The sequence below is a fragment of the Shewanella sp. Pdp11 genome (assembly GCF_002838165.1).
Classification (GTDB): Bacteria; Pseudomonadota; Gammaproteobacteria; order Enterobacterales; family Shewanellaceae; genus Shewanella; species Shewanella hafniensis.
Genome location: NZ_CP015194.1, coordinates 367,351 through 388,584 on the forward strand (window position 1 = coordinate 367,351; position 21,234 = coordinate 388,584).

Here is a 21,234-nt window from a genome sequence, read left to right on the forward strand (position 1 = left end):
TGAGCTTAGAGCACATTAATTGACGGGCATAATTCCCACATCATACTCTGCATTTCCGAACACCCTTAGAAACGCAAAATAGCATAAGCTCAGGGTCAAAAATCGGCCATAGATTGTATTCTTATTCGACTTTGTAAGCAAGGATGCGAATCCCATGCAATCCACAAAACCTGTGAAATAATCCACTTAAACAAAAAAGGAAGCCGAAGCTTCCTTTTCAAACTAATCTCTGTCGCGATTAAGCGATGATTTTAGCTACTACACCAGCACCAACTGTACGACCACCTTCACGGATTGCGAAGCGTAAACCTTCGTCCATCGCGATTGGGCAAATCAGAGTCACTACCATTTTGATGTTGTCGCCAGGCATTACCATCTCTACGCCTTCTGGCAGTTCGATAGTACCGGTTACGTCAGTTGTACGGAAGTAGAACTGTGGACGGTAGCCTTTGAAGAATGGAGTGTGACGTCCACCTTCTTCTTTTGACAGAACATAAACTTCTGATTCAAAAGTGGTGTGTGGGTTGATTGAACCTGGTTTAGCCAATACTTGACCACGTTCTACGTCATCACGCTTAGTACCACGTAATAACACACCACAGTTCTCGCCTGCACGACCTTCGTCAAGCAGTTTACGGAACATTTCTACACCAGTACACGTTGTTTTAGTCGTAGTGCGAACACCAACGATTTCAACTTCGTCACCCACTTTAACAATACCACGCTCAACACGACCAGTTACTACTGTACCACGGCCAGAGATTGAGAATACGTCTTCGATTGGCAGTAGGAACGGCTTGTCGATGTCACGTTGTGGTTCTGGAATGTAAGAATCCAGAGCTTCAGCAAGTTCGATAATCTTAGCTTCCCACTCTGGTTGACCTTCTAGGGCCTTCAGAGCTGAACCTTGGATTACTGGTAAGTCATCACCTGGGAAATCGTATTCTGACAGAAGTTCACGCACTTCCATTTCTACTAATTCCAGTAATTCTTCGTCATCTACCATGTCACATTTGTTCATGAACACGATGATGAAAGGTACGCCAACCTGACGAGAAAGCAGGATGTGCTCACGAGTCTGTGGCATTGGACCGTCTGTTGAAGCTACTACTAAAATCGCGCCGTCCATCTGTGCAGCACCAGTGATCATGTTTTTAACATAGTCAGCATGGCCTGGGCAGTCTACGTGTGCGTAGTGACGTGAAGGCGTGTCATATTCGATGTGAGAGGTATTGATGGTAATACCGCGCTCACGCTCTTCTGGAGCGTTATCGATTTGAGAGAAGTCTTTAGCTTCGCCACCGTAGGTCTTAGCCAGTACGTGAGAGATAGCTGCAGTCAGTGTGGTTTTACCATGGTCAACGTGACCAATGGTGCCCACGTTTACATGGGGCTTAATACGTTCAAATTTAGCTTTAGCCATGGTAATGCCTCAGTCCAAGAATCTTGGTGATGAAAACTAACATATAGAAAAAATCCGATGCATTAAAATGACATCGAACCGATTATGTTTAGGCGTAGGAGCTAAATTTAGAGAGGCTGGTGCTGATAGGCAGATTCGAACTGCCGACCTCACCCTTACCAAGGGTGTGCTCTACCAACTGAGCCATATCAGCAACTAATTTGGAGCGGACAGCGGGAATCGAACCCGCGTTATCAGCTTGGAAGGCTGGAGTAATACCATTATACGATGTCCGCGCAACCTAACTAAGGCTACCTAACTACCTAGAAAAAGTGGTGGAGGGAGAAGGATTCGAACCTTCGAAGGCTGAGCCGTCAGATTTACAGTCTGATCCCTTTGGCCACTCGGGAACCCCTCCACATAAAATGGTGCCGGCACCAAGAGTCGAACTCGGGACCTACTGATTACAAGTCAGTTGCTCTACCAACTGAGCTATGCCGGCATTATCATTTCGGAACGGGATATTAGGTAAATGCGCTCTCAAGTGCAAGTAAAAAACACCTATTTACGTAAAAAAAGCGCTCGAACGGTGCTTTTTTACACGTTATCCAAGTTTGCCGACCAATTAAACAGCGAATACATCAAACGGTCACGGAAACACGGCTGCAATCACCCTTTTAGTATTGTTCCGAATAATTCCATAGTGTACTGTGCCTTTCCTAAGCTGAGGAAAGCCAATGACTTCTAAAAATTCAATTCAAAAAGCACTCTATCTCGCCTTTGAGCGCCTGCAATGGTCTGAGTTACGAGATTCAGTGCCGCTGACGCTGAGCGAGCAAGACTTGGAAAACCTTAGAGGCATTAATGAGAAGATATCCTTATCGGAAGTCACAGATATTTATCTTCCCCTTAGTCGGCTGCTCAATCTAATAGTCAAAGCTAAGCAACAACGTGGTTTAGTCGTTGATGAGTTCCTTGGTCAAAAGCCATCAAAAAGCCCTTACATCATTAGTATTGCCGGCAGTGTCGCCGTCGGCAAAAGTACCACAGCGCGCATATTGCAAGCCTTACTACAGCACTGGCCTGAGCACCCTAAGGTCGATCTGGTGACCACGGATGGCTTTTTGTATCCACTGGCAGACTTGAAGCGTAAAGGCTTGTTACAGCGTAAGGGATTTCCGGAAAGCTACGATATGAAAATGCTGGTTGAGTTTATCTCCGCCGTGAAATCCGGTCAGCCACATGTGAAAGCCCCTATCTATTCACATGTCACCTATGATCGTGTGAAGAATCAACACCAAACCGTTTCCCAGCCAGACATCTTAATTTTGGAAGGCTTGAATGTATTGCAGACCGGACTCGATTCACCAGTTGATACCCGTCGTCCTTTCGTCTCTGATTTTGTCGACTTTTCTATTTATGTCGATGCACAAGAGCCATTACTCAAACAATGGTACAAAGAACGCTTCTTGCAATTCCGCTCTGGTGCATTCAGTGACAAGAAATCCTATTTCCATCACTATTCAACACTAACTGACGATGAAGCTAATACCATTGCCGCCAATATTTGGGACACGATTAACGGTCCCAACCTGCAATTGAATATTCAACCGACCCGTGAAAGGGCCCATTTGATCCTACAAAAAGGTCAGGATCATTTGATGTCCCACGTACTGATGCGCAAATAGTCTTCTGTAAAATAGTCTCTTGGGTGCTTAGCGTGCCCTTAAGCTAATTTCACCGCCGATAAATGCTTGCACACCATCGGCGGTTTCGAGCAAGACCGCACCTTGCTCATCAACACCGCGGCAAATCCCTTCGACCGATTTTTCACCCATAAGCAAACGTATTTCACGGCCATAAAATAAGTCTGCCGCTTGCCAACGAGCTTTGAATGCAGCTAATCCTTCACGCTCAAATAGCTGGATATCACGCTTGAGTTGCTTCTGTAATTCGATAACAAGCGCTGTCTTATCAGGCATATCGACTAACTCTGACAGGTCACTCCAAGGCTGATCTATACCTTTACCTTGCTCATCTGACATCGCCATATTAACGCCAACACCAATGATCAGCTGACACTGACTATCCGCCTGTCCCGACATTTCAATCAAGATCCCGGCAAGCTTCTTGTTATCCAAATAGATGTCATTCGGCCACTTAACCCCAATATTCTCTACCCCAAACGATTTAAGCACTTCAACTAATGTACAGGCCACCACTAAACTTAATCCCATAGCCTGTGCCATTCCCTGCGGAAATGTCCAAAACAGCGAGAAATATAAGTGATGCCCATAGGGCGACACCCAAGTGCGACCTCGGCGACCGCGACCTGCGGATTGATACTCAGCAACACACACATCACCATTCTTTAACTCAGTGGTATGGCTCAGCATAAAGCCATTGGTGCTTGCTATCTCATCAAAGTAAAAGCAACGGTTATCAATTGACTGCACTAAACGTGAAGCATCAATTAAAGAGATGGGATTGGCTAACTTATAGCCGCGACCTTTAACGCTATAAATTGCCACGCCATAGGTTTCTAACGCATCAATATGCTTATTCACCGCGGCGCGGGAAATCCCAAGTTCAGTGGCTAGCTGCTCGCCTGAAACAAATTGACCGCTAGACAATAACGCTAATATCTGGCGCTTTCTTCCCCAATTATCCGACATACAAATCTCCTTCGCCGTTAGCCCCTATGATTCTAGGTTCCGCTTCTAGCACGACACCAAATTTATCCTGCACCTGCGTAATGACATGCCGTGCTAGACGACAAATATCACGCCCCGTTGCCTCGCCTCGATTCACTAGCACTAAAGCTTGTTTGTCATGCACGGCAGCATTACCAAGCACAAAACCTTTCAGTTCTGCTTGTTCAATCAGCCAACCTGCCGCCAATTTCACTGTTGCATCCGCTTGTGCGTAACCCACTATCATTGGAAAACGCTGTGCTAAATCTAAATAACAGGCCGCACTTACAATAGGATTTTTAAAGAAACTCCCTGCATTGCCGAGCACTGCTGGATCAGGGAGCTTTTCACTGCGCACTTGGCATACGCGATCAAAAATTTCACGCGCAGTGACGGTTGCTGGATCAAACGATTGCAATGGACCATAGGCCAAACGCGGTTGCCACCGTTTAACTAAGCGCAATCCGACAGCAGTGACTACGGCAAGATCACGCAATTTGTCTTTGAAAATAGACTCACGGTAAGCAAATTGACATTCAGCTGTGCTTATACGCACAAACTCACCTGAGGGTAAATCAAGATACTCAACCCAATCACACACATCACAGAGCTCAACACCGTAGGCGCCAATATTCTGTATAGGTGCTGCGCCAACCGTTCCAGGAATTAACGCCATATTCTCCAGCCCAAACATGCCACGCTCGAGCGTAAACTGAATTAACTCGTGCCAATTCTCACCCGCCTCAACCTCGAGATAAAACGCTTCTGCGTCTTCAGAGACTTTTATCCCCTTCGATAACATCCTGACAACTGTGCCGTTAAAGTCCTCCGTAAAGACCAGATTGCTACCACCACCAAGCACCAACATAGGCAATTGTTGTTGCCATAGCGGCAGACAGATCGCCTTAACAGCTTCTTTTGAGTGCGCCTCAACAAGATCCGCGCAAGACTGGGCCAAACCAAAGGAATTAAATGATTGAAGGCTATGAGATAGAGACATGTGTTTGTTCAATGACGACAAAAACGTATTGTAACTGCTAAAAGCGAGGATTGCAGCTCATGCTAGAGAAGATGACTGAATGAAGAACTGAGAGAAAAGCAGGAAAATCACTCCAATTAACAAATTATAGACGCAAAAAAGCCAGCTTATTCAGCTGGCTTCGTTACATCTCTACGAGATAATTAGGCGCTTGGCGATGACCTACTCTCACATGGGGAGACCCCACACTACCATCGGCGCGTTTGCGTTTCACTTCTGAGTTCGGGATGGGATCAGGTGGTTCCACAAGGCTATTGTCACCAAGCAAATTCTGTTTATTACCGTGTCCATCTCTGGCTCACGCTAATAATAATTCGGAAAGCTGATTGTCTTATTAAGTTAAGACTCACTTTGAGTTCATACTTTATCAAGTATCTCTATTCTGTCTAAGTTCGCTTAGCAAAACCCATCTGGGTTGTATGGTTAAGCCTCTCGAGTCATTAGTACATGTTAGCTCAACGCCTCACAACGCTTACACACCATGCCTATCAACGTCCTAGTCTCGAACGGCTCTTTAGAGGAATTAAATTCCTAGGGATGACTCATCTTAGGGCTCGCTTCCCGCTTAGATGCTTTCAGCGGTTATCGATTCCGAACGTAGCTACCGGGCAATGCCATTGGCATGACAACCCGAACACCAGCGGTTCGTCCACTCCGGTCCTCTCGTACTAGGAGCAGCTCCCTTCAATCATCCAACGCCCACGGCAGATAGGGACCGAACTGTCTCACGACGTTCTGAACCCAGCTCGCGTACCACTTTAAATGGCGAACAGCCATACCCTTGGGACCGACTTCAGCCCCAGGATGTGATGAGCCGACATCGAGGTGCCAAACACCGCCGTCGATATGAACTCTTGGGCGGTATCAGCCTGTTATCCCCGGAGTACCTTTTATCCGTTGAGCGATGGCCCTTCCATTCAGAACCACCGGATCACTATGACCTACTTTCGTACCTGCTCGACGTGTATGTCTCGCAGTTAAGCTGGCTTATGCCATTGCACTAACCGTACGATGTCCGACCGTACTTAGCCAACCTTCGTGCTCCTCCGTTACTCTTTGGGAGGAGACCGCCCCAGTCAAACTACCCACCAGGCACTGTCCCTAATCCCGATAAGGGACCTAGGTTAGAACATCAAAACTACAAGGGTGGTATTTCAAGGACGACTCCATCATGACTAGCGTCACAACTTCAAAGTCTCCCACCTATCCTACACATGTAGGTTCAATGTTCAGTGCCAAGCTATAGTAAAGGTTCACGGGGTCTTTCCGTCTAGCCGCGGGTATACGGCATCTTCACCGCAATTTCAACTTCACTGAGTCTCGGCTGGAGACAGCGTGGCCATCATTACGCCATTCGTGCAGGTCGGAACTTACCCGACAAGGAATTTCGCTACCTTAGGACCGTTATAGTTACGGCCGCCGTTTACCGGGGCTTCGATCATGAGCTTCTCTTGCGATAACCCAATCAATTAACCTTCCGGCACCGGGCAGGCGTCACACCGTATACTTCCTCTTGCGAGTTTGCACAGTGCTGTGTTTTTGATAAACAGTTGCAGCCACCTGGTATCTGCGACTCCCGTCAGCTTAGAGAGCAAGTCTCATCACCAACAGGAGCGTACCTTCTCCCGAAGTTACGGTACCATTTTGCCTAGTTCCTTCAGCCGAGTTCTCTCAAGCGCCTTGGTATTCTCTACCCGACCACCTGTGTCGGTTTGGGGTACGATTCCCGCTAACCTGAAGCTTAGAAGATTTTCCTGGAAGCATGGCATCAACTACTTCAGTCCCTTAGGACCTCGTCATCAGCTCTCAGTGTGTACATCAAAGTACGTGTCCCCGGATTTGCCTAAGAACACCACCTACCACCTTAAACGCGGACTACCAACGCCGCGCTAGCCTAGCCTTCTCCGTCTCTCCATCGCAGTTAGCGGAAGTACAGAAATATTAATCTGTTTCCCATCGATTACGCCTTTCGGCCTCACCTTAGGGGTCGACTCACCCTGCCCCGATTAACGTTGGACAGGAACCCTTGGTCTTTCGGCGAGGGGGTTTTTCACCCCCTTTATCGTTACTCATGTCAGCATTCGCACTTCTGATACCTCCAGCGTGGGTTACCCCTTCACCTTCAACGGCTTACAGAACGCTCCTCTACCGCGCACAGTAAACTGTGCACCCGTAGCTTCGGTGACTAGCTTAGCCCCGTTACATCTTCCGCGCAGGCCGACTCGACTAGTGAGCTATTACGCTTTCTTTAAATGATGGCTGCTTCTAAGCCAACATCCTAGCTGTCTAAGCCTTCCCACATCGTTTCCCACTTAGCTAGTACTTTGGGACCTTAGCTGACGGTCTGGGTTGTTTCCCTTTTGACGACGGACGTTAGCACCCGCCGTCTGTCTCCCGAGTAGTACTCATTGGTATTCGGAGTTTGCAAAGGGTTGGTAAGTCGGGATGACCCCCTAGCCTTAACAGTGCTCTACCCCCAATGGTATTCGCTCGAGGCGCTACCTAAATAGCTTTCGAGGAGAACCAGATATCTCCCGGTTTGATTGGCCTTTCACCCCCAGCCACAAGTCATCCGCTAATTTTTCAACATTAGTCGGTTCGGTCCTCCAGTTGATGTTACTCAACCTTCAACCTGCCCATGGCTAGATCACCGGGTTTCGGGTCTACACCTTGCAACTAAACGCGCAGTTAACACTCGGTTTCCCTACGGCTCCGCTATTCGCTTAACCTCGCTACAAAATGTAAGTCGCTGACCCATTATACAAAAGGTACGCAGTCACGGTCTCAAGAACCGCTCCCACTGCTTGTACGTATACGGTTTCAGGTTCTATTTCACTCCCCTCACAGGGGTTCTTTTCGCCTTTCCCTCACGGTACTGGTTCACTATCGGTCAGTCAGGAGTATTTAGCCTTGGAGGATGGTCCCCCCATATTCAAACAGGATGTCACGTGTCCCGCCTTACTCGTTTTCATCAATGGTTAGTTTTCATGTACGGGGCTATCACCCTGTGCCGCTGTGCTTTCCAACACATTCCACTAACACCCCACTGACTTAAGGGCTAATCCCCGTTCGCTCGCCGCTACTAGGGGAATCTCGGTTGATTTCTTTTCCTAAGGGTACTTAGATGTTTCAGTTCCCCTCGTTCGCCTCGCAACACTATGTATTCATGTTGCGATAACAGCTTATGCTGCTGGGTTCCCCCATTCGGACATCGTTAGCTCAAATGCTTGTTACTAGCTCGCCAACGCTTTTCGCAAGTTACTACGTCCTTCATCGCCTCTGACTGCCAAGGCATCCACCGTATACGCTTAGTCGCTTAACCATACAACCCAAATGAGTTTCACTCACCTGAGTCGCACTGCGACCAGCTTGGTTTTACTTGTCTCACTTCTGACCAAAGAAGTGGACGCGCCTTAGACGTAAACTATCCAATAAAGAATAATTTACTTTTGAATATTCAAGACACTTAATAAAGTGTTTGAGAACTCATGATGCAAACGTTTCCACGTTTACATCGTTTTGTAATTAATCACATGACAGACTCATGCAATTAAATACTATCAGCTTTCCAAATTGTTAAAGAGCGGGCTTAAAAAAGCCAAAGATAATTTTTAAGTTTATCTTTGGCATCTCTATCCATAGTGCATATGCCTTATTACTTTGCAATAAAGTGAGAATAAGGTGTAAATGGTGGAGCTATGCGGGATCGAACCGCAGACCTCCTGCGTGCAAGGCAGGCGCTCTCCCAGCTGAGCTATAGCCCCATTTACATGCAGTGCGAGTAAGTAAGATGTTCCAAACCTCTAAAAGGATTGGTTTGCCAAATCGAGTTATCCGCGGCAAATTAACCCGACGTTTAGTTCACTAAACGAGTGTTAATTTAACAAAGGATAACGAAGATTTGGTGGGTCAGAGTGGACTTGAACCACCGACCTCACCCTTATCAGGGGTGCGCTCTAACCAGCTGAGCTACAGACCCATCTTATTGATAAATCTAAGTCCATCTAGAACCACCGACCTCACCCTACTCTTTATGAAGGGATTGGGATGCTAACCAGCTGAGCTACAGACCCATCTTTGATAAACCTATTTAACTAGGTCTATCTTTTACTCTTTCTTCTATCAAGCAAATCTGTGTGAACACTCAACAAACATTAAGTTAGTCGTATAGGTAAGGAGGTGATCCAGCCCCAGGTTCCCCTAGGGCTACCTTGTTACGACTTCACCCCAGTCATGAACCACAAAGTGGTGAGCGCCCCCCCGAAGGTTAAGCTACCCACTTCTTTTGCAGCCCACTCCCATGGTGTGACGGGCGGTGTGTACAAGGCCCGGGAACGTATTCACCGTGGCATTCTGATCCACGATTACTAGCGATTCCGACTTCATGGAGTCGAGTTGCAGACTCCAATCCGGACTACGACGAGCTTTGTGAGATTAGCTCCACCTCGCGGCTTTGCAACCCTCTGTACTCGCCATTGTAGCACGTGTGTAGCCCTACTCGTAAGGGCCATGATGACTTGACGTCGTCCCCACCTTCCTCCGGTTTATCACCGGCAGTCTCCCTAGAGTTCCCACCATTACGTGCTGGCAAATAAGGATAGGGGTTGCGCTCGTTGCGGGACTTAACCCAACATTTCACAACACGAGCTGACGACAGCCATGCAGCACCTGTCTCACAGTTCCCGAAGGCACAAGTCCATCTCTGGTCTCTTCTGTGGATGTCAAGAGTAGGTAAGGTTCTTCGCGTTGCATCGAATTAAACCACATGCTCCACCGCTTGTGCGGGCCCCCGTCAATTCATTTGAGTTTTAACCTTGCGGCCGTACTCCCCAGGCGGTCTACTTAATGCGTTAGCTTGAGAGCCCAGTGTTCAAGACACCAAACTCCGAGTAGACATCGTTTACGGCGTGGACTACCAGGGTATCTAATCCTGTTTGCTCCCCACGCTTTCGTGCCTGAGCGTCAGTCTTTGTCCAGGGGGCCGCCTTCGCCACCGGTATTCCTCCAGATCTCTACGCATTTCACCGCTACACCTGGAATTCTACCCCCCTCTACAAGACTCTAGTTCGCCAGTTCGAAATGCAATTCCCAGGTTGAGCCCGGGGCTTTCACATCTCGCTTAACAAACCGCCTGCGCACGCTTTACGCCCAGTAATTCCGATTAACGCTCGGACCCTCCGTATTACCGCGGCTGCTGGCACGGAGTTAGCCGGTCCTTCTTCTGTAGGTAACGTCACAGCAATGGTGTATTAAACCATTACCTTTCCTCCCTACTGAAAGTGCTTTACAACCCGAAGGCCTTCTTCACACACGCGGCATGGCTGCATCAGGGTTTCCCCCATTGTGCAATATTCCCCACTGCTGCCTCCCGTAGGAGTCTGGGCCGTGTCTCAGTCCCAGTGTGGCTGATCATCCTCTCAGAACAGCTAGGGATCGTCGCCTTGGTGAGCCATTACCTCACCAACTAGCTAATCCCACCTAGGTTCATCCAATCGCGGAAGGCCCGAAGGTCCCCTCCTTTCCCCCGTAGGGCGTATGCGGTATTAGCAGTCGTTTCCAACTGTTATCCCCCTCGACTGGGCAGATCCCTAGGCATTACTCACCCGTCCGCCGCTCGCCACCTCAGAAGTAAACTCCCTTGTGCTGCCGCTCGACTTGCATGTGTTAGGCCTGCCGCCAGCGTTCAATCTGAGCCATGATCAAACTCTTCAATTAAAGTTTTGTTGTTTGACTTACGTCAAACGGCTCAACGAATTCTGTTCGACTCCTATTTATTCGAAAATAAATAGTAAGTCTTTGTACATATTGCTATGAACACTCATCACTCTCGTGAAAGAATTGGTTGATTTAAATTTTTGACTGCCAACCCTAAGGCTAAGCAGTTTCGATTAACTCAACACCTGTGAGTGTCCACACAGATTTGCTTGATAAATTGTTAAAGAGCGTTGACCACACACTGAGTTTTCAGCGGGTCAGGGCTGCGTATTCTACGCATTCCCGTTAGTGCGTCAAGTAGTTTTTTCAACTTTCTCAACACTCATCGCTTAGCTTGCTAACCGATGAACTGCTTGGCTTTCTTTGCTTAACTTACGTTTCGCTGTCTGCCGTGTCAGTGGATGCGCATTATAGGGAGATTGAGAAAGTCCGCAAGGGCTTTTTAGCGATCATTGAATCGTACGTCGATATTTTAAACGTTATGACTACTTTTTAGCTTTTAGGCCCTATTTATCGGAGATAAGTCTGCTTTTTTAACTAATAATTGATAATTCACGCTCAATATTTCAGCAATGGTCTAGTGTAAAAGTAAATAATTCATTACCATATACTTGCTGTTAACAGTTATTTATCAATTTTCCATTCATCAGAGAGCATTCTTATGCAAAAGTCATTTCTTATTGTTTTGATTGTCGCCATTGTTGGCGCCTTTGTGCTATTTCAGTTTGCACCTACGCTGCCGGCTTATATTGCCTTCGTTGCAGGCGTTATCGTGACTAGCCTTATCTTTAAACTTGTTCCAGAGTCTTCATCATCTCATGCTACAGAAGAACAATATGTTGGTCCTACTATGACCTTATATGTAGGTAACCTGCCTTATCGTGTCCATGAAGGTGAAGTAAAAGTATTGTTTGGTGAGTTTGGCCCAGTAAACTCTGTGCGTTTAGTCAGAGATCGTAAGACTGGTCGTCGTAAAGGTTTTGGTTTTGTGGAGATGTCAGAGTCTGGCGCTCAGAAGGCCATGGTTAAACTGAATGACTATAGCTTCCAAGAAAGAACCTTAAAAGTAAGAGAAGCCAAAACACAAGATTCGGAAGCTGCCGACCGTACAGGTACTGACGAGTAGCATTACCGTTTAAACTGTTTTGTTTGACGTTGTAAATTTAGTTGGTTGTGGTGATTCGTTCGATAGTTGAAAAGCCACAATCAATTAATGTTGTTATTAAGCCTTCACTGATTTCCGCTTTAGTATAGAACGCCTGCATTGCTGACTCCCCTACTGCTTCTTTCTCATTTGTTACTCTGCGCTGCTCCACAATAAGATTCTGTTGCGTTAAAAGAGTCACGACTCGCTTAGCTATCGCAGCGCCAGAATCCATTAGCGTTACGCCCTCACCGAGCACTTGTTGTAATTCAGCTTTGATCATCGGGAAGTGAGTACAACCCAGTACGAGAACATCTAATTGCGCGGCAACGACTGGCGCCAGTAGATCTGCCAGTCTGTGCATGTCCATTTCACCTGTCGCTATTTTTTGCTCCGCCATCATGACGAGTTCAGAACAACCAAAAAGTTCGACATGGCAATCATCAGCAAATTGGCTGATGAGTTCATGGGTATAATGACGCTTAACTGTGCCTGGTGTAGCCAAGAGTCCAATGCGTTTACTCTTAGACATCTGTGCTGCTGGTTTAATAGCGGGTACTACGCCCACAACAGGAATACAGAGGTTTGCACGTAATGCCGGTAACACAACTGTGCTCGCGGTATTGCAGGCGACGACCACTATAATGGCATTGGTGCGAGCTACAAGATCACATACTAATTTGACACAGCCAGAAATTAATATCTGCTCTTCTAACTCGCCATAGGGCAACCTCGCATTGTCGAAAAGATAACAATAGTCGCTATGGGGCAAACTTTTGCGGATTTCAGCCAAAACGGATAGACCACCAATCCCAGAATCAAACACTAATATAGGTCGCGACAAGTAAATCTCCCGTTTCGGTTACAACAAGTAGGCTATACAGATTGAACGCATTACAACATTAAGTGATTCGATGTTTGATGATTGGATGAATTCAACCAAATACGCATTGAATATCCATAGAATCACACTCAAGCGCGCGGATTTTCCCACAGCTTTGCGTAAACAGCAAAAGCAAGATGCTGGACATTCGTGTCACCTAGTATAATATTTGCGCCCCAATTTACAGCAACGGTGAATCAAACAATGAACTTAGCAGCAATGGACCCTCAGACTTATGATACGCAGTTAGAACACAAGCGTATCAAGCTAGAACAAGCCTTTGCCCAATTTGAAACACCGAGTGTTGAAGTTTTTGCCTCAGAGCCTGCCAACTACCGAATGCGTGCCGAATTCCGCATGTGGCATGACGGTGACGACTTATACTATTACATGTTCGATAAAGTATTGAATGAGAAAGTGCGATGCGATCAATACTTGCCAGCCAGCGTGCTCATCAATCAAATGATGTCGGCCTTAATCGCCGAACTAAAACCGAATCCTAGTCTAAGACATAAGCTGTTCCAAGTGGATTTTTTGTCGACCTTAAGCGGTGAGATCTTAGTGTCCTTGCTTTATCACAGACAGCTTGATGACCAATGGCGCGCCGATGCGACTGCACTAAAAGCCAACTTAAGCAGCCAGTTTAACGTCAACATCATCGGCCGTGCCCGTAAGCAAAAAATCGATTTAGATAAAGACTTTGTGGTCGAGTCATTACAAGTGAATGATAAAACCTTCTTATATAAGCAAATCGAGAACAGCTTTACTCAACCGAATGCCAAAGTTTCCGTAAAAATGTTGGAGTGGGCTATCGATGCGACTCAGGAGAGTGAAGGGGATTTACTCGAGCTCTACTGTGGTAATGGCAACTTCTCAATCGCACTGGCGCAAAACTTTAATCGAGTATTGGCCACCGAACTCGCTAAGCCCTCAGTCGATGCGGCGCAATACAATATCGAAGTGAATGGTATTGAGAACCTGCAGATTATTCGCATGTCGGCTGAAGACTTTAGCGATGCCATGGCGAAGAAACGCAGCTTTAGACGTTTAGAAGGTATCGATCTCGACAGCTATGTGTGCAACACCATTTTTGTCGACCCACCCCGCGCAGGGATTGATCCTGATACGTTGGCGTTAGTACAAGGTTATGAGCGGATCTTATACATTTCCTGCAACCCTGAAACCTTAAAAGACAATCTGCAGCAACTGAACGAAACCCATAAAGTCACTCGTTTCGCCTTGTTTGATCAGTTCCCTTATACAGATCACATGGAAACAGGTGTACTACTAGAGCGTCGTTAGTCACCTCAAATACATTGAACTCGACTGCATAGCAGTTAAACGTAGCTAGAACTCAAACATAAATTCACTAAAAATAATGGAGCCTCAGGCTCCATTATTTTTAGCAGCTGATGTGCAGATCACTCAGATTAGCGGTGCTCAACCTTATGCTGCAAAGCCTCGGCGCCTTTGGCGACCATACGCAGTTGCATGACTAATTGATCGGCAAGAATTTTACGATCGGCACGTTTCATATCTAATGCGGAAGCGCCGGCGTTAAACACCAAAGTGACTAAGGCTTCTGCTTGTGCCCGAGCTAATAACGGAGTTCGGCCCGCTTTCGCTTCAGTATAGTGAGCCAATTCAGAAATAAAATGTTCAATTTCGCGGGCAACCGCCGCACGGAACGCTGCTGAGGTTCCTGAACGTTCATGCAATAAGATACGGAATACGTTTGGATTAGAATCAAGCACTTCCATAAAAGTATCAACAGATATACGGATCACACTGCCACCGGCTTCGGCTCGCTGACGACCTTTGCGCATCATCTGCCTGAGTGTTAACCCACCCTCGTCCACCATAGTGAGACCGAGTTCGTTCATATCTTTAAAATGGCGATAAAAAGATGTCGGCGCAATATTGGCTTCCCGAGCAACCTCTCGCAAACTCAGACTTGAGAAACTGCGCTCAGCACTTAGCTGATTAAAGGCCGCATCGACTAAAGCTCGACGAGTTTTCTCTTTTTGCTGTGCTCGAATACCCATTCTTAAATCCGCTAACTGAATGTAATGACGCGATAATACCGCTTTTAGGCATTAAACACAGCCCCATCGTCCTTGACCAAACAATATAGCTAAGCTAAATTAGCTTACAGATGTACGCTCAAAAGCGAATTTTGGAAACCTATAATGAAAAAACCCCCTATCATCTGGCTTAATGTCAGTCTGTTTGCCATCACTTTCCTCAGTGCGGTGATCTTAGTTCCATGGCGCGGTATTGTTCACGGCTATGGTGCTAGTGAATGGATCGCTTTTATTGTCTTAGCCTTTGCCAGTGGTCTGTCGATCACCGCAGGTTATCACAGACTATGGTCACACAAGGCCTATAAAGCCCATCCAGCCGTGCGGTTTATGTATGCACTCGGTGGCGCTTTAGCATTACAAAACAGTGCATTACACTGGGCATCCGATCACAGAGTGCACCATAAGCACGTCGATGATAACGACAAAGATCCGTACTCAGCCAACATGGGATTCTGGTACAGCCATATAGGTTGGATGCTGCGAGAGTATCAGTCGCAACGCTATCATGATTATCAAAATGTGCGCGATCTGCAAAATGACCGTATCGTTATGTGGCAACACAAACATTACCTCGCACTTGTATTGCTGATGAACATTGGACTGCCTGCCCTGCTCGGCTGGTTAAATGGCGATGTACTGTCTATGTTACTGATGGCGGGTTTACTGCGTTTAGTGGTGGTGCATCACTGCACTTTCTTCATCAACTCTTTAGCGCACGTGTGGGGCAGCCAGCCTTATACCGATAAGAACACCGCCCGCGATAATGGCTTTCTCGCCATGCTGACCTACGGTGAGGGTTACCATAATTTCCATCACATCTTCGAAAATGACTATCGTAATGGCATTAAATGGTGGCACTACGATCCAACTAAATGGTTGATTAAGTCATTATCTTGGTTGGGGTTAGCCAAGGACTTGCGTACGAGTCCACAGGAACGTATCGAGAGCGCACGCTTACAGATGCAGCTGCTGCGGACCAAGAACAAAGTCGTGCACTTACCCAATGCCGATGAAATTATTGAAAAAGTCCAAGCTGAGTATGAATTACTCAAACTGCACTTAATGGATTACTACCAAGCACAGAAAACCTTGCTCGAGGCCAAACGCAAGCAACTTGTCGATCAGCAGCTATTGCAGCAAGTTGAAGAGCTAAAGGCGCGTTTTTTAGTCCAGCAAAAACATTGGCGCAGCCTAACCGCAACTTATAGCTAAACCACAATTCTGCCCGAAAGTCATACGGCTACCTTGCATGGTGGCCGTATCTGATTATGATGATGCCTTAATCACTTAAATAGGCTGTTAAGATCATGTCAGATTCCCCAGTTATACTCCCAGAATCAATCAAACTAACAGAATATAGTCATGGTGCAGGTTGTGGCTGCAAGATATCCCCTAAGGTGCTCAGCACTATCTTAGCCTCGCAATTACCCGTGTTTACCGATCCTAATCTGTTAGTCGGCAATCAGAGCCGCGACGATGCCGCTGTGTATAAACTCAATGACGACGTAGGCATCATCAGCACTACCGATTTTTTCATGCCGATTGTTGACGATCCCTTCACCTTTGGCCGCATCGCTGCCACCAATGCAATCAGTGATATTTATGCCATGGGCGGCACACCTATCATGGCGATCGCTATTTTAGGCTGGCCAATCAATAAGCTACCCGCAGAAGTTGCACAACAAGTGGTCGATGGCGGCAGACAAGCCTGTATGGAAGCGGGGATCATGCTAGCCGGTGGTCATAGCATAGACGCACCCGAACCGATTTTTGGCCTCGCGGTTACCGGGCAAATTGCCTTAAGTGATTTAAAACAGAATGATACTGCTAAAGCGGGCGATCGTTTATATCTCACTAAACCTATCGGCATTGGCATTTTAACCACAGCGCAAAAACAGAAAAAGCTCAAAGATGAAGACAGTCTCATTGCGGTCAATGCCATGTGCCAGCTGAATACTATAGGCACCACCATTGCCAAAATTAGCGGCGTAAACGCCCTGACCGATGTCACAGGATTTGGACTAGCGGGACACCTGCTCGAAATGTGCCAAGGTGCCAAGCTCACGGCAAAACTCAAATTTGATGCGGTGCCGTTACTGCCACGCGCCTTAGATTACTTAGCCTTAGGTTGCGTTCCTGGCGGGACTCACCGAAATTACGACAGTTATGGCGAGCATCTCCCCGAGCTCAGCGAGCATCAAAAAGCGATACTGTGCGATCCACAAACCAGTGGTGGCCTGTTAGTTGCCGTCTCGGCCGAAGCCGAAGCGGAATTGATTGCCCTTCTCGATGCGCATCACATCGCCCCAATTTACATTGGGTCACTGGAAGCCCCCACCACTGCAGCGAATGTGGTGTTGTGCTGATGCCAAGCGCTATTGTAGCCGCAGAGCAATATCGGGAAATTTTCCTCAACCAACATCCCATAATGGATGTGCGAGCGCCGATAGAGTTTACTCGAGGGGCGTTTCCCAACTCGACCAACTTGCCCTTGATGCTGGATAGTGAAAGGGAAAAAGTCGGCACTTGTTATAAACAATCAGGTCAGCAAGCCGCGATTGCATTAGGTCATTCACTGGTGAATGGTCTCATCAAGCAACAGAGAATCGAGGCTTGGGCAAGCTATATTAAAGCCAATCCTATTGCTTACCTTTATTGTTTTCGTGGCGGCTTACGCTCGCAACTCACGCAACAATGGCTTAAAGAAGCGGGGATCGAAGTTCCCTATATTCAAGGTGGCTATAAGGCCATGCGCCAATATCTTATTGGCGTGATTGAAGCGGCACCAGCTCAGCAACCGTTATTAAGTTTGAGCGGGATGACGGGCTGCGGTAAAACCGATTTCTTATTGCAGCGTAAAGAAGCGGTTGATCTTGAAGGGATAGCCAATCACAGAGGCTCTAGCTTTGGGAAAAATATCGACCCACAGCCAACGCAGATCAACTTTGAAAATCAGCTTGCCATTGCCTTGCTACAGCACCAAACGAGTGACGCTGCCTGTTTACTGCTCGAAGATGAAAGCTTCCTGATTGGGCGTTCGGCGCTGCCGCAGACATTTTATACTGCGATGCAGACCGCTGATGTGCTGGTATTAGAGGAGGCGGACGACTTCAGGCTGCAGCGGCTACTCAATGAGTATGTGCACAAAATGCATAGGGGATTCTGTGATCGCTTAGGCGCTGAAGCGGGATTCGCCGCCTTTAGCCAGTACCTGTTACAGAGTTTAGTGAGCATTCGTAAACGCTTAGGTGGTAAACAACATCAAGAACTACAGGATATGATGCAACAGGCATTAATCCAGCAACTCCATCAAAATGACACTTCTCTGCATTTAGCATGGATAGCAGTGCTGCTGCACAAATATTATGACCCAATGTACGAATACCAGTTACAAAAGAAATCCGAACGGATCCTCTTTAAGGGCTCACATCAGGCCATGCATGAATGGTTGGATAGTTATCAAACTCGATAAATTGCCCACACATATATAAGATAACCGCGAACATTAGATCCGCGGTTATCACTTTATTTCATACTGTCATGACGGATTTATGATTTACCCAGCAGGCTCGCCACTTGGACTCGCAAAGATTCCTTATTTGCAAGCTTGCCATCGACGGCATCTGTTAAATCCACCGACACCCTTGACCAAAAACGCTTGGGCATTTTAGCTAAGGCATGTCCGCCCTTGTGGCTAAAGTAAGACCCCCATAATCCGTGTAATGCCATGGGAATAACAGGCACAGGATCTCTGGCTAAGATCTTATCGATACCGGGACGGAATTCACCTAATTCACCGTCAGGGGTGAGTCGCCCCTCAGGGAAAATACACACCAATTCGCCATTTATCAGCGCTTCGTGGATAGTCTCAAACGCTTGGTTATAAGTGGTTTCACTCTGTCTAGGGGAACAGATAGGGATCACTCCAGCGTGACGGAATAAATATTTCAGCAAAGGAATTTCGCTGATGGACTTATCCATTACAAAACGAATAGGCCGAGTCGATGCTCCCATAATAATCAAGGCATCCACATAGCTCACATGGTTGCAGACTATGATGCCGGCCCCTTCCTTTGGAATTCTCTCTCGGCCAGTTACAGTCACGCGGTACATAACATGACTCAATAAGTAACTGATAAATCGCTGAGTAAATTCTGGCACTTGTGAATAAACATAGAGAGCAACGACAAAGTTCATCACGGCAAGCAGTAGGAATAACTGCGGAATCGTCCAACCCGCAACGCCAAGCAGCAAGATAGATAGCAGCGCCGAAGCCACCATAAACAGAGAGTTCATAATGTTATTGGCAGCAATCGCCTGAGCACATTCGCCCTTGGCCGAACGGGACTGAATAAAGGCGTATAAGGGAACGATGAACAAGCCGCCGCTAACGCCGATCATAAAGAAATCTAGCATCACCCGATAATGTTGCGACTCGGCAATAAAGGCTTTTAATCCATAGACAAAACCAGCATCCACTGGCACAGGTGGAATCGCCCAAAGCAAATCGACACCAAAGATAGTTAATCCCAATACCCCGAATGGCAGCAAACCGAGTTCCACATGGCCGTAGGAAAAACGTTCACAGACGAAGGAGCCAACAGCGATTCCGATGGAAAACATGCCCAACAATAACGACACCACAGTCGCACCAGAATGCAGGTGCAGCTTGGCAAAGTTAGGGAATTGGGTCAGATAGGTCGCACCTAAAAACCAAAACCAACTGATAGCGAGGATAGCCATCCAGATTGAAGGTGTTTGACGGGCTTTTTTGATGCTACGCCAAGTGCCTGATAACGGTCTGAAACGTATTTTTTCGATAACGCCCTGCGGTGGTAAAGCAGGAATAGCTCGACTCGATAGGTAGCCTGCTAAGGCCAATACGGCAACGGTAATGGCAGCCCAAAGCGTACCGTTAACTTCAGAAACTAAAATCCCCGCACTCAAAGTGCCCACCAGAATAGAGAGAAAAGTGCCCATCTCAACCCAAGCATTACCTGTGACTAACTCATCGTCTTTCAAGGCTTGGGGCAGCAGGGAATATTTTACTGGACCGAAGTAAGCCGACTGACTACCGGTTAAAAATAGCAGCAATAACATCATCATGTAGTTCTCGCTCACTATCGCGATAGCGGCGCAGGACATAATAATGACTTCGAGTAGTTTTAATCGACGGATAAGTTTGGCCTTATCCATATTATCGGCAACCACACCCGCGTGGGCCGAAAACAGGAAAAATGGCAGGATAAACACTCCAGCAGCCAAATTCACAAACATATCGACGCTTATGGGCAAGTCTTTGACTTGACTGAAAGTCACTAATAGCAGCAACACATTTTTATAAATGTTGTCATTCAATGCACCTAAGCACTGAGTCGCAAAATAAGGTAAAAAACGTTTTGTTAGCAGCATGATAGTTCCCTCTGATAACCCATTCCTTGTAGATAAGCCTGCACATGGCTCTCGAGTAAATCCCGCAGTGATAACGATTCAGCAAAGAGCTTATTATCGAGGGATAAAGCAGTTAGTCCATGAATTCCACCCCACAACACACGGCTCATAATGAGATGCTGCTCCGGAGTCGCCTCAGGGAAGATCTGTGCTAACTCACGTTCAATCAGTATGAATAACCCTGCAATCAATTGCCCTTGTGATGCCGGCAAAGGCTCAGAATCGAGTAATTGCAGCTCAAAAACCAACTTGAAAGCTTGCCGCCGCTCATTGGCAAACTGACTATACTCCCACGCCATTGCAATGATTTTACGCAAACTGTCGGCAGCGCAAACACCCGCTAATCGATCGTGTAAAGTCCTAAGCGTTGCCTCAGAAACCGCCAGCAACAAATAGTTATAACTGCCGAAAATATTGATCAAGGTGCTAGGGACATAGCCAATTTGGCTAGCCACTTTGCGTAAGCTCAGCCCTACAATACCTTGTTCGGTCAATAACTCAGTTGCCGCTTGTATTGCCATAGCGCGAATTTCATCATGGCTGTGTTCTTTTCGTCTGGCCATAGGTCTCACTCCCTGTTGGATAGCAAGAGACTAACAGCAGTCAAAATAAAAAACAATGTTCAAAATAAGTTTGTTTTACGTACAGTCGCGGGTAAATACTGAAGGATATCATTGAGGATGATAAATAAAGATAGACGCTCGAAATCGATTCACTCAGTAAAACTGAACTATATATGTGGGATTACACCACACAAAATAACATAAAAAACAGCGCGCTCAGTCAGCACGCCGTCCATTATTTTGGTTTAAAAATCATTCTT

At 46.8% G+C, this 21,234-nt stretch carries 13 protein-coding genes, 6 tRNA genes and 3 rRNA genes; 6 read left to right on the forward strand and 16 right to left on the reverse strand.

Annotation, left to right across the window (positions count from 1 at the left end; all coding sequences use genetic code 11):
• Positions 1–238: 238 nt before the first annotated feature.
• The 5 genes from tuf to AYJ58_RS01830 all read right to left on the reverse strand — a co-directional run bounded on the left by tuf (position 239) and on the right by AYJ58_RS01830 (position 1,904).
• On the reverse strand, positions 239–1,423 hold the full coding sequence (tuf, locus tag AYJ58_RS01810; protein WP_106648460.1) for an elongation factor Tu: 1,185 nt from the start codon (positions 1,421–1,423) through the stop codon (positions 239–241).
• Positions 1,424–1,540: 117 nt separating this feature from the next.
• Positions 1,541–1,616, reverse strand: a tRNA-Thr gene (locus AYJ58_RS01815).
• A gap of 8 nt (positions 1,617–1,624) precedes the next feature.
• Positions 1,625–1,698 (reverse strand) — tRNA-Gly (locus tag AYJ58_RS01820).
• Between the two features lie 37 nt (positions 1,699–1,735).
• A tRNA-Tyr gene (locus AYJ58_RS01825) sits at positions 1,736–1,820 on the reverse strand.
• Positions 1,821–1,828: 8 nt separating this feature from the next.
• Positions 1,829–1,904, reverse strand: a tRNA-Thr gene (locus AYJ58_RS01830).
• 235 nt (positions 1,905–2,139) lie between these two features.
• On the opposite strand from AYJ58_RS01830, the gene coaA reads away from it, so the two are divergent.
• Positions 2,140–3,090: a type I pantothenate kinase gene (gene coaA / locus AYJ58_RS01835; RefSeq protein ID WP_106648468.1), complete on the forward strand. Its 951-nt coding sequence runs from the start codon at positions 2,140–2,142 to the stop codon at positions 3,088–3,090.
• A 27-nt stretch (positions 3,091–3,117) separates the two neighbouring features.
• On the opposite strand, the gene birA is transcribed toward coaA, so the two are convergent.
• The 7 genes from birA to AYJ58_RS01870 form a co-directional block, all read right to left on the reverse strand.
• Positions 3,118–4,077, reverse strand: a complete 960-nt coding sequence (gene birA, locus AYJ58_RS01840; protein ID WP_106648469.1) for a bifunctional biotin--[acetyl-CoA-carboxylase] ligase/biotin operon repressor BirA — start codon at positions 4,075–4,077, stop codon at positions 3,118–3,120.
• On the reverse strand, positions 4,067–5,095 hold the full coding sequence (gene murB / locus AYJ58_RS01845; protein ID WP_106648470.1) for a UDP-N-acetylmuramate dehydrogenase: 1,029 nt from the start codon (positions 5,093–5,095) through the stop codon (positions 4,067–4,069). The genes birA and murB overlap by 11 nt, the downstream gene beginning before the upstream one ends.
• Positions 5,096–5,283: 188 nt before the next feature.
• Positions 5,284–5,399: ribosomal RNA gene (gene rrf, locus AYJ58_RS01850) — 5S ribosomal RNA — on the reverse strand.
• Positions 5,400–5,553: 154 nt separating this feature from the next.
• Positions 5,554–8,456 (reverse strand): 23S ribosomal RNA (locus AYJ58_RS01855).
• 366 nt (positions 8,457–8,822) lie between these two features.
• Positions 8,823–8,898: transfer RNA gene (locus tag AYJ58_RS01860), tRNA-Ala, on the reverse strand.
• A 138-nt stretch (positions 8,899–9,036) separates the two neighbouring features.
• Positions 9,037–9,113: transfer RNA gene (locus AYJ58_RS01865), tRNA-Ile, on the reverse strand.
• A 193-nt stretch (positions 9,114–9,306) separates the two neighbouring features.
• A 16S ribosomal RNA gene (locus tag AYJ58_RS01870) occupies positions 9,307–10,849 on the reverse strand.
• The 16S, 23S and 5S rRNA genes sit together here with 2 tRNA genes alongside, the layout of an rRNA operon.
• Before the next feature lie 661 nt (positions 10,850–11,510).
• Here AYJ58_RS01870 and AYJ58_RS01875 point away from each other — a divergent pair.
• Positions 11,511–11,975, forward strand: a complete 465-nt coding sequence (locus AYJ58_RS01875) for an RNA-binding protein (protein ID WP_106648471.1) — start codon at positions 11,511–11,513, stop codon at positions 11,973–11,975.
• A 37-nt stretch (positions 11,976–12,012) separates the two neighbouring features.
• Here AYJ58_RS01875 and murI read toward each other — a convergent pair whose 3' ends face one another.
• The gene (murI, locus tag AYJ58_RS01880) at positions 12,013–12,837 is read right to left on the reverse strand and encodes a glutamate racemase (protein ID WP_106648472.1); all 825 of its coding nucleotides are present in this window, start codon (positions 12,835–12,837) and stop codon (positions 12,013–12,015) included.
• 243 nt (positions 12,838–13,080) lie between these two features.
• Between murI and trmA the strand changes: the two genes are divergently transcribed.
• Positions 13,081–14,178: a tRNA (uridine(54)-C5)-methyltransferase TrmA gene (gene trmA, locus AYJ58_RS01885; RefSeq protein WP_106648473.1), complete on the forward strand. Its 1,098-nt coding sequence runs from the start codon at positions 13,081–13,083 to the stop codon at positions 14,176–14,178.
• A 128-nt stretch (positions 14,179–14,306) separates the two neighbouring features.
• Here trmA and fabR read toward each other — a convergent pair whose 3' ends face one another.
• Positions 14,307–14,921 carry an HTH-type transcriptional repressor FabR gene (gene fabR, locus AYJ58_RS01890; protein WP_006083621.1) on the reverse strand — a complete coding sequence of 205 codons (615 nt, stop codon included), beginning with the start codon at positions 14,919–14,921 and terminating at the stop codon, positions 14,307–14,309.
• A gap of 144 nt (positions 14,922–15,065) precedes the next feature.
• On the opposite strand from fabR, the gene AYJ58_RS01895 reads away from it, so the two are divergent.
• From AYJ58_RS01895 to mnmH, 3 genes are all read left to right on the forward strand, one after another.
• The gene (locus AYJ58_RS01895) at positions 15,066–16,172 is read left to right on the forward strand and encodes an acyl-CoA desaturase (RefSeq protein ID WP_106648474.1); all 1,107 of its coding nucleotides are present in this window, start codon (positions 15,066–15,068) and stop codon (positions 16,170–16,172) included.
• 95 nt (positions 16,173–16,267) lie between these two features.
• A complete protein-coding gene (gene selD / locus AYJ58_RS01900) occupies positions 16,268–17,326 on the forward strand; it encodes a selenide, water dikinase SelD (RefSeq protein ID WP_106648475.1) in 1,059 nt (352 codons plus the stop codon).
• Complete coding sequence (gene mnmH / locus AYJ58_RS01905; protein ID WP_106648476.1) at positions 17,326–18,432, forward strand: tRNA 2-selenouridine(34) synthase MnmH; 1,107 nt, start codon at positions 17,326–17,328, stop codon at positions 18,430–18,432. The genes selD and mnmH overlap by 1 nt, the downstream gene beginning before the upstream one ends.
• A gap of 77 nt (positions 18,433–18,509) precedes the next feature.
• Here mnmH and AYJ58_RS01910 read toward each other — a convergent pair whose 3' ends face one another.
• The gene (locus AYJ58_RS01910; protein WP_106648477.1) at positions 18,510–20,372 is read right to left on the reverse strand and encodes an MFS transporter; all 1,863 of its coding nucleotides are present in this window, start codon (positions 20,370–20,372) and stop codon (positions 18,510–18,512) included.
• Positions 20,363–20,974 carry a TetR/AcrR family transcriptional regulator gene (locus tag AYJ58_RS01915; protein ID WP_106648478.1) on the reverse strand — a complete coding sequence of 204 codons (612 nt, stop codon included), beginning with the start codon at positions 20,972–20,974 and terminating at the stop codon, positions 20,363–20,365. Before AYJ58_RS01915 ends, AYJ58_RS01910 begins: the two co-directional genes overlap by 10 nt.
• Between the last annotated feature and the right edge of the window lie 260 nt (positions 20,975–21,234).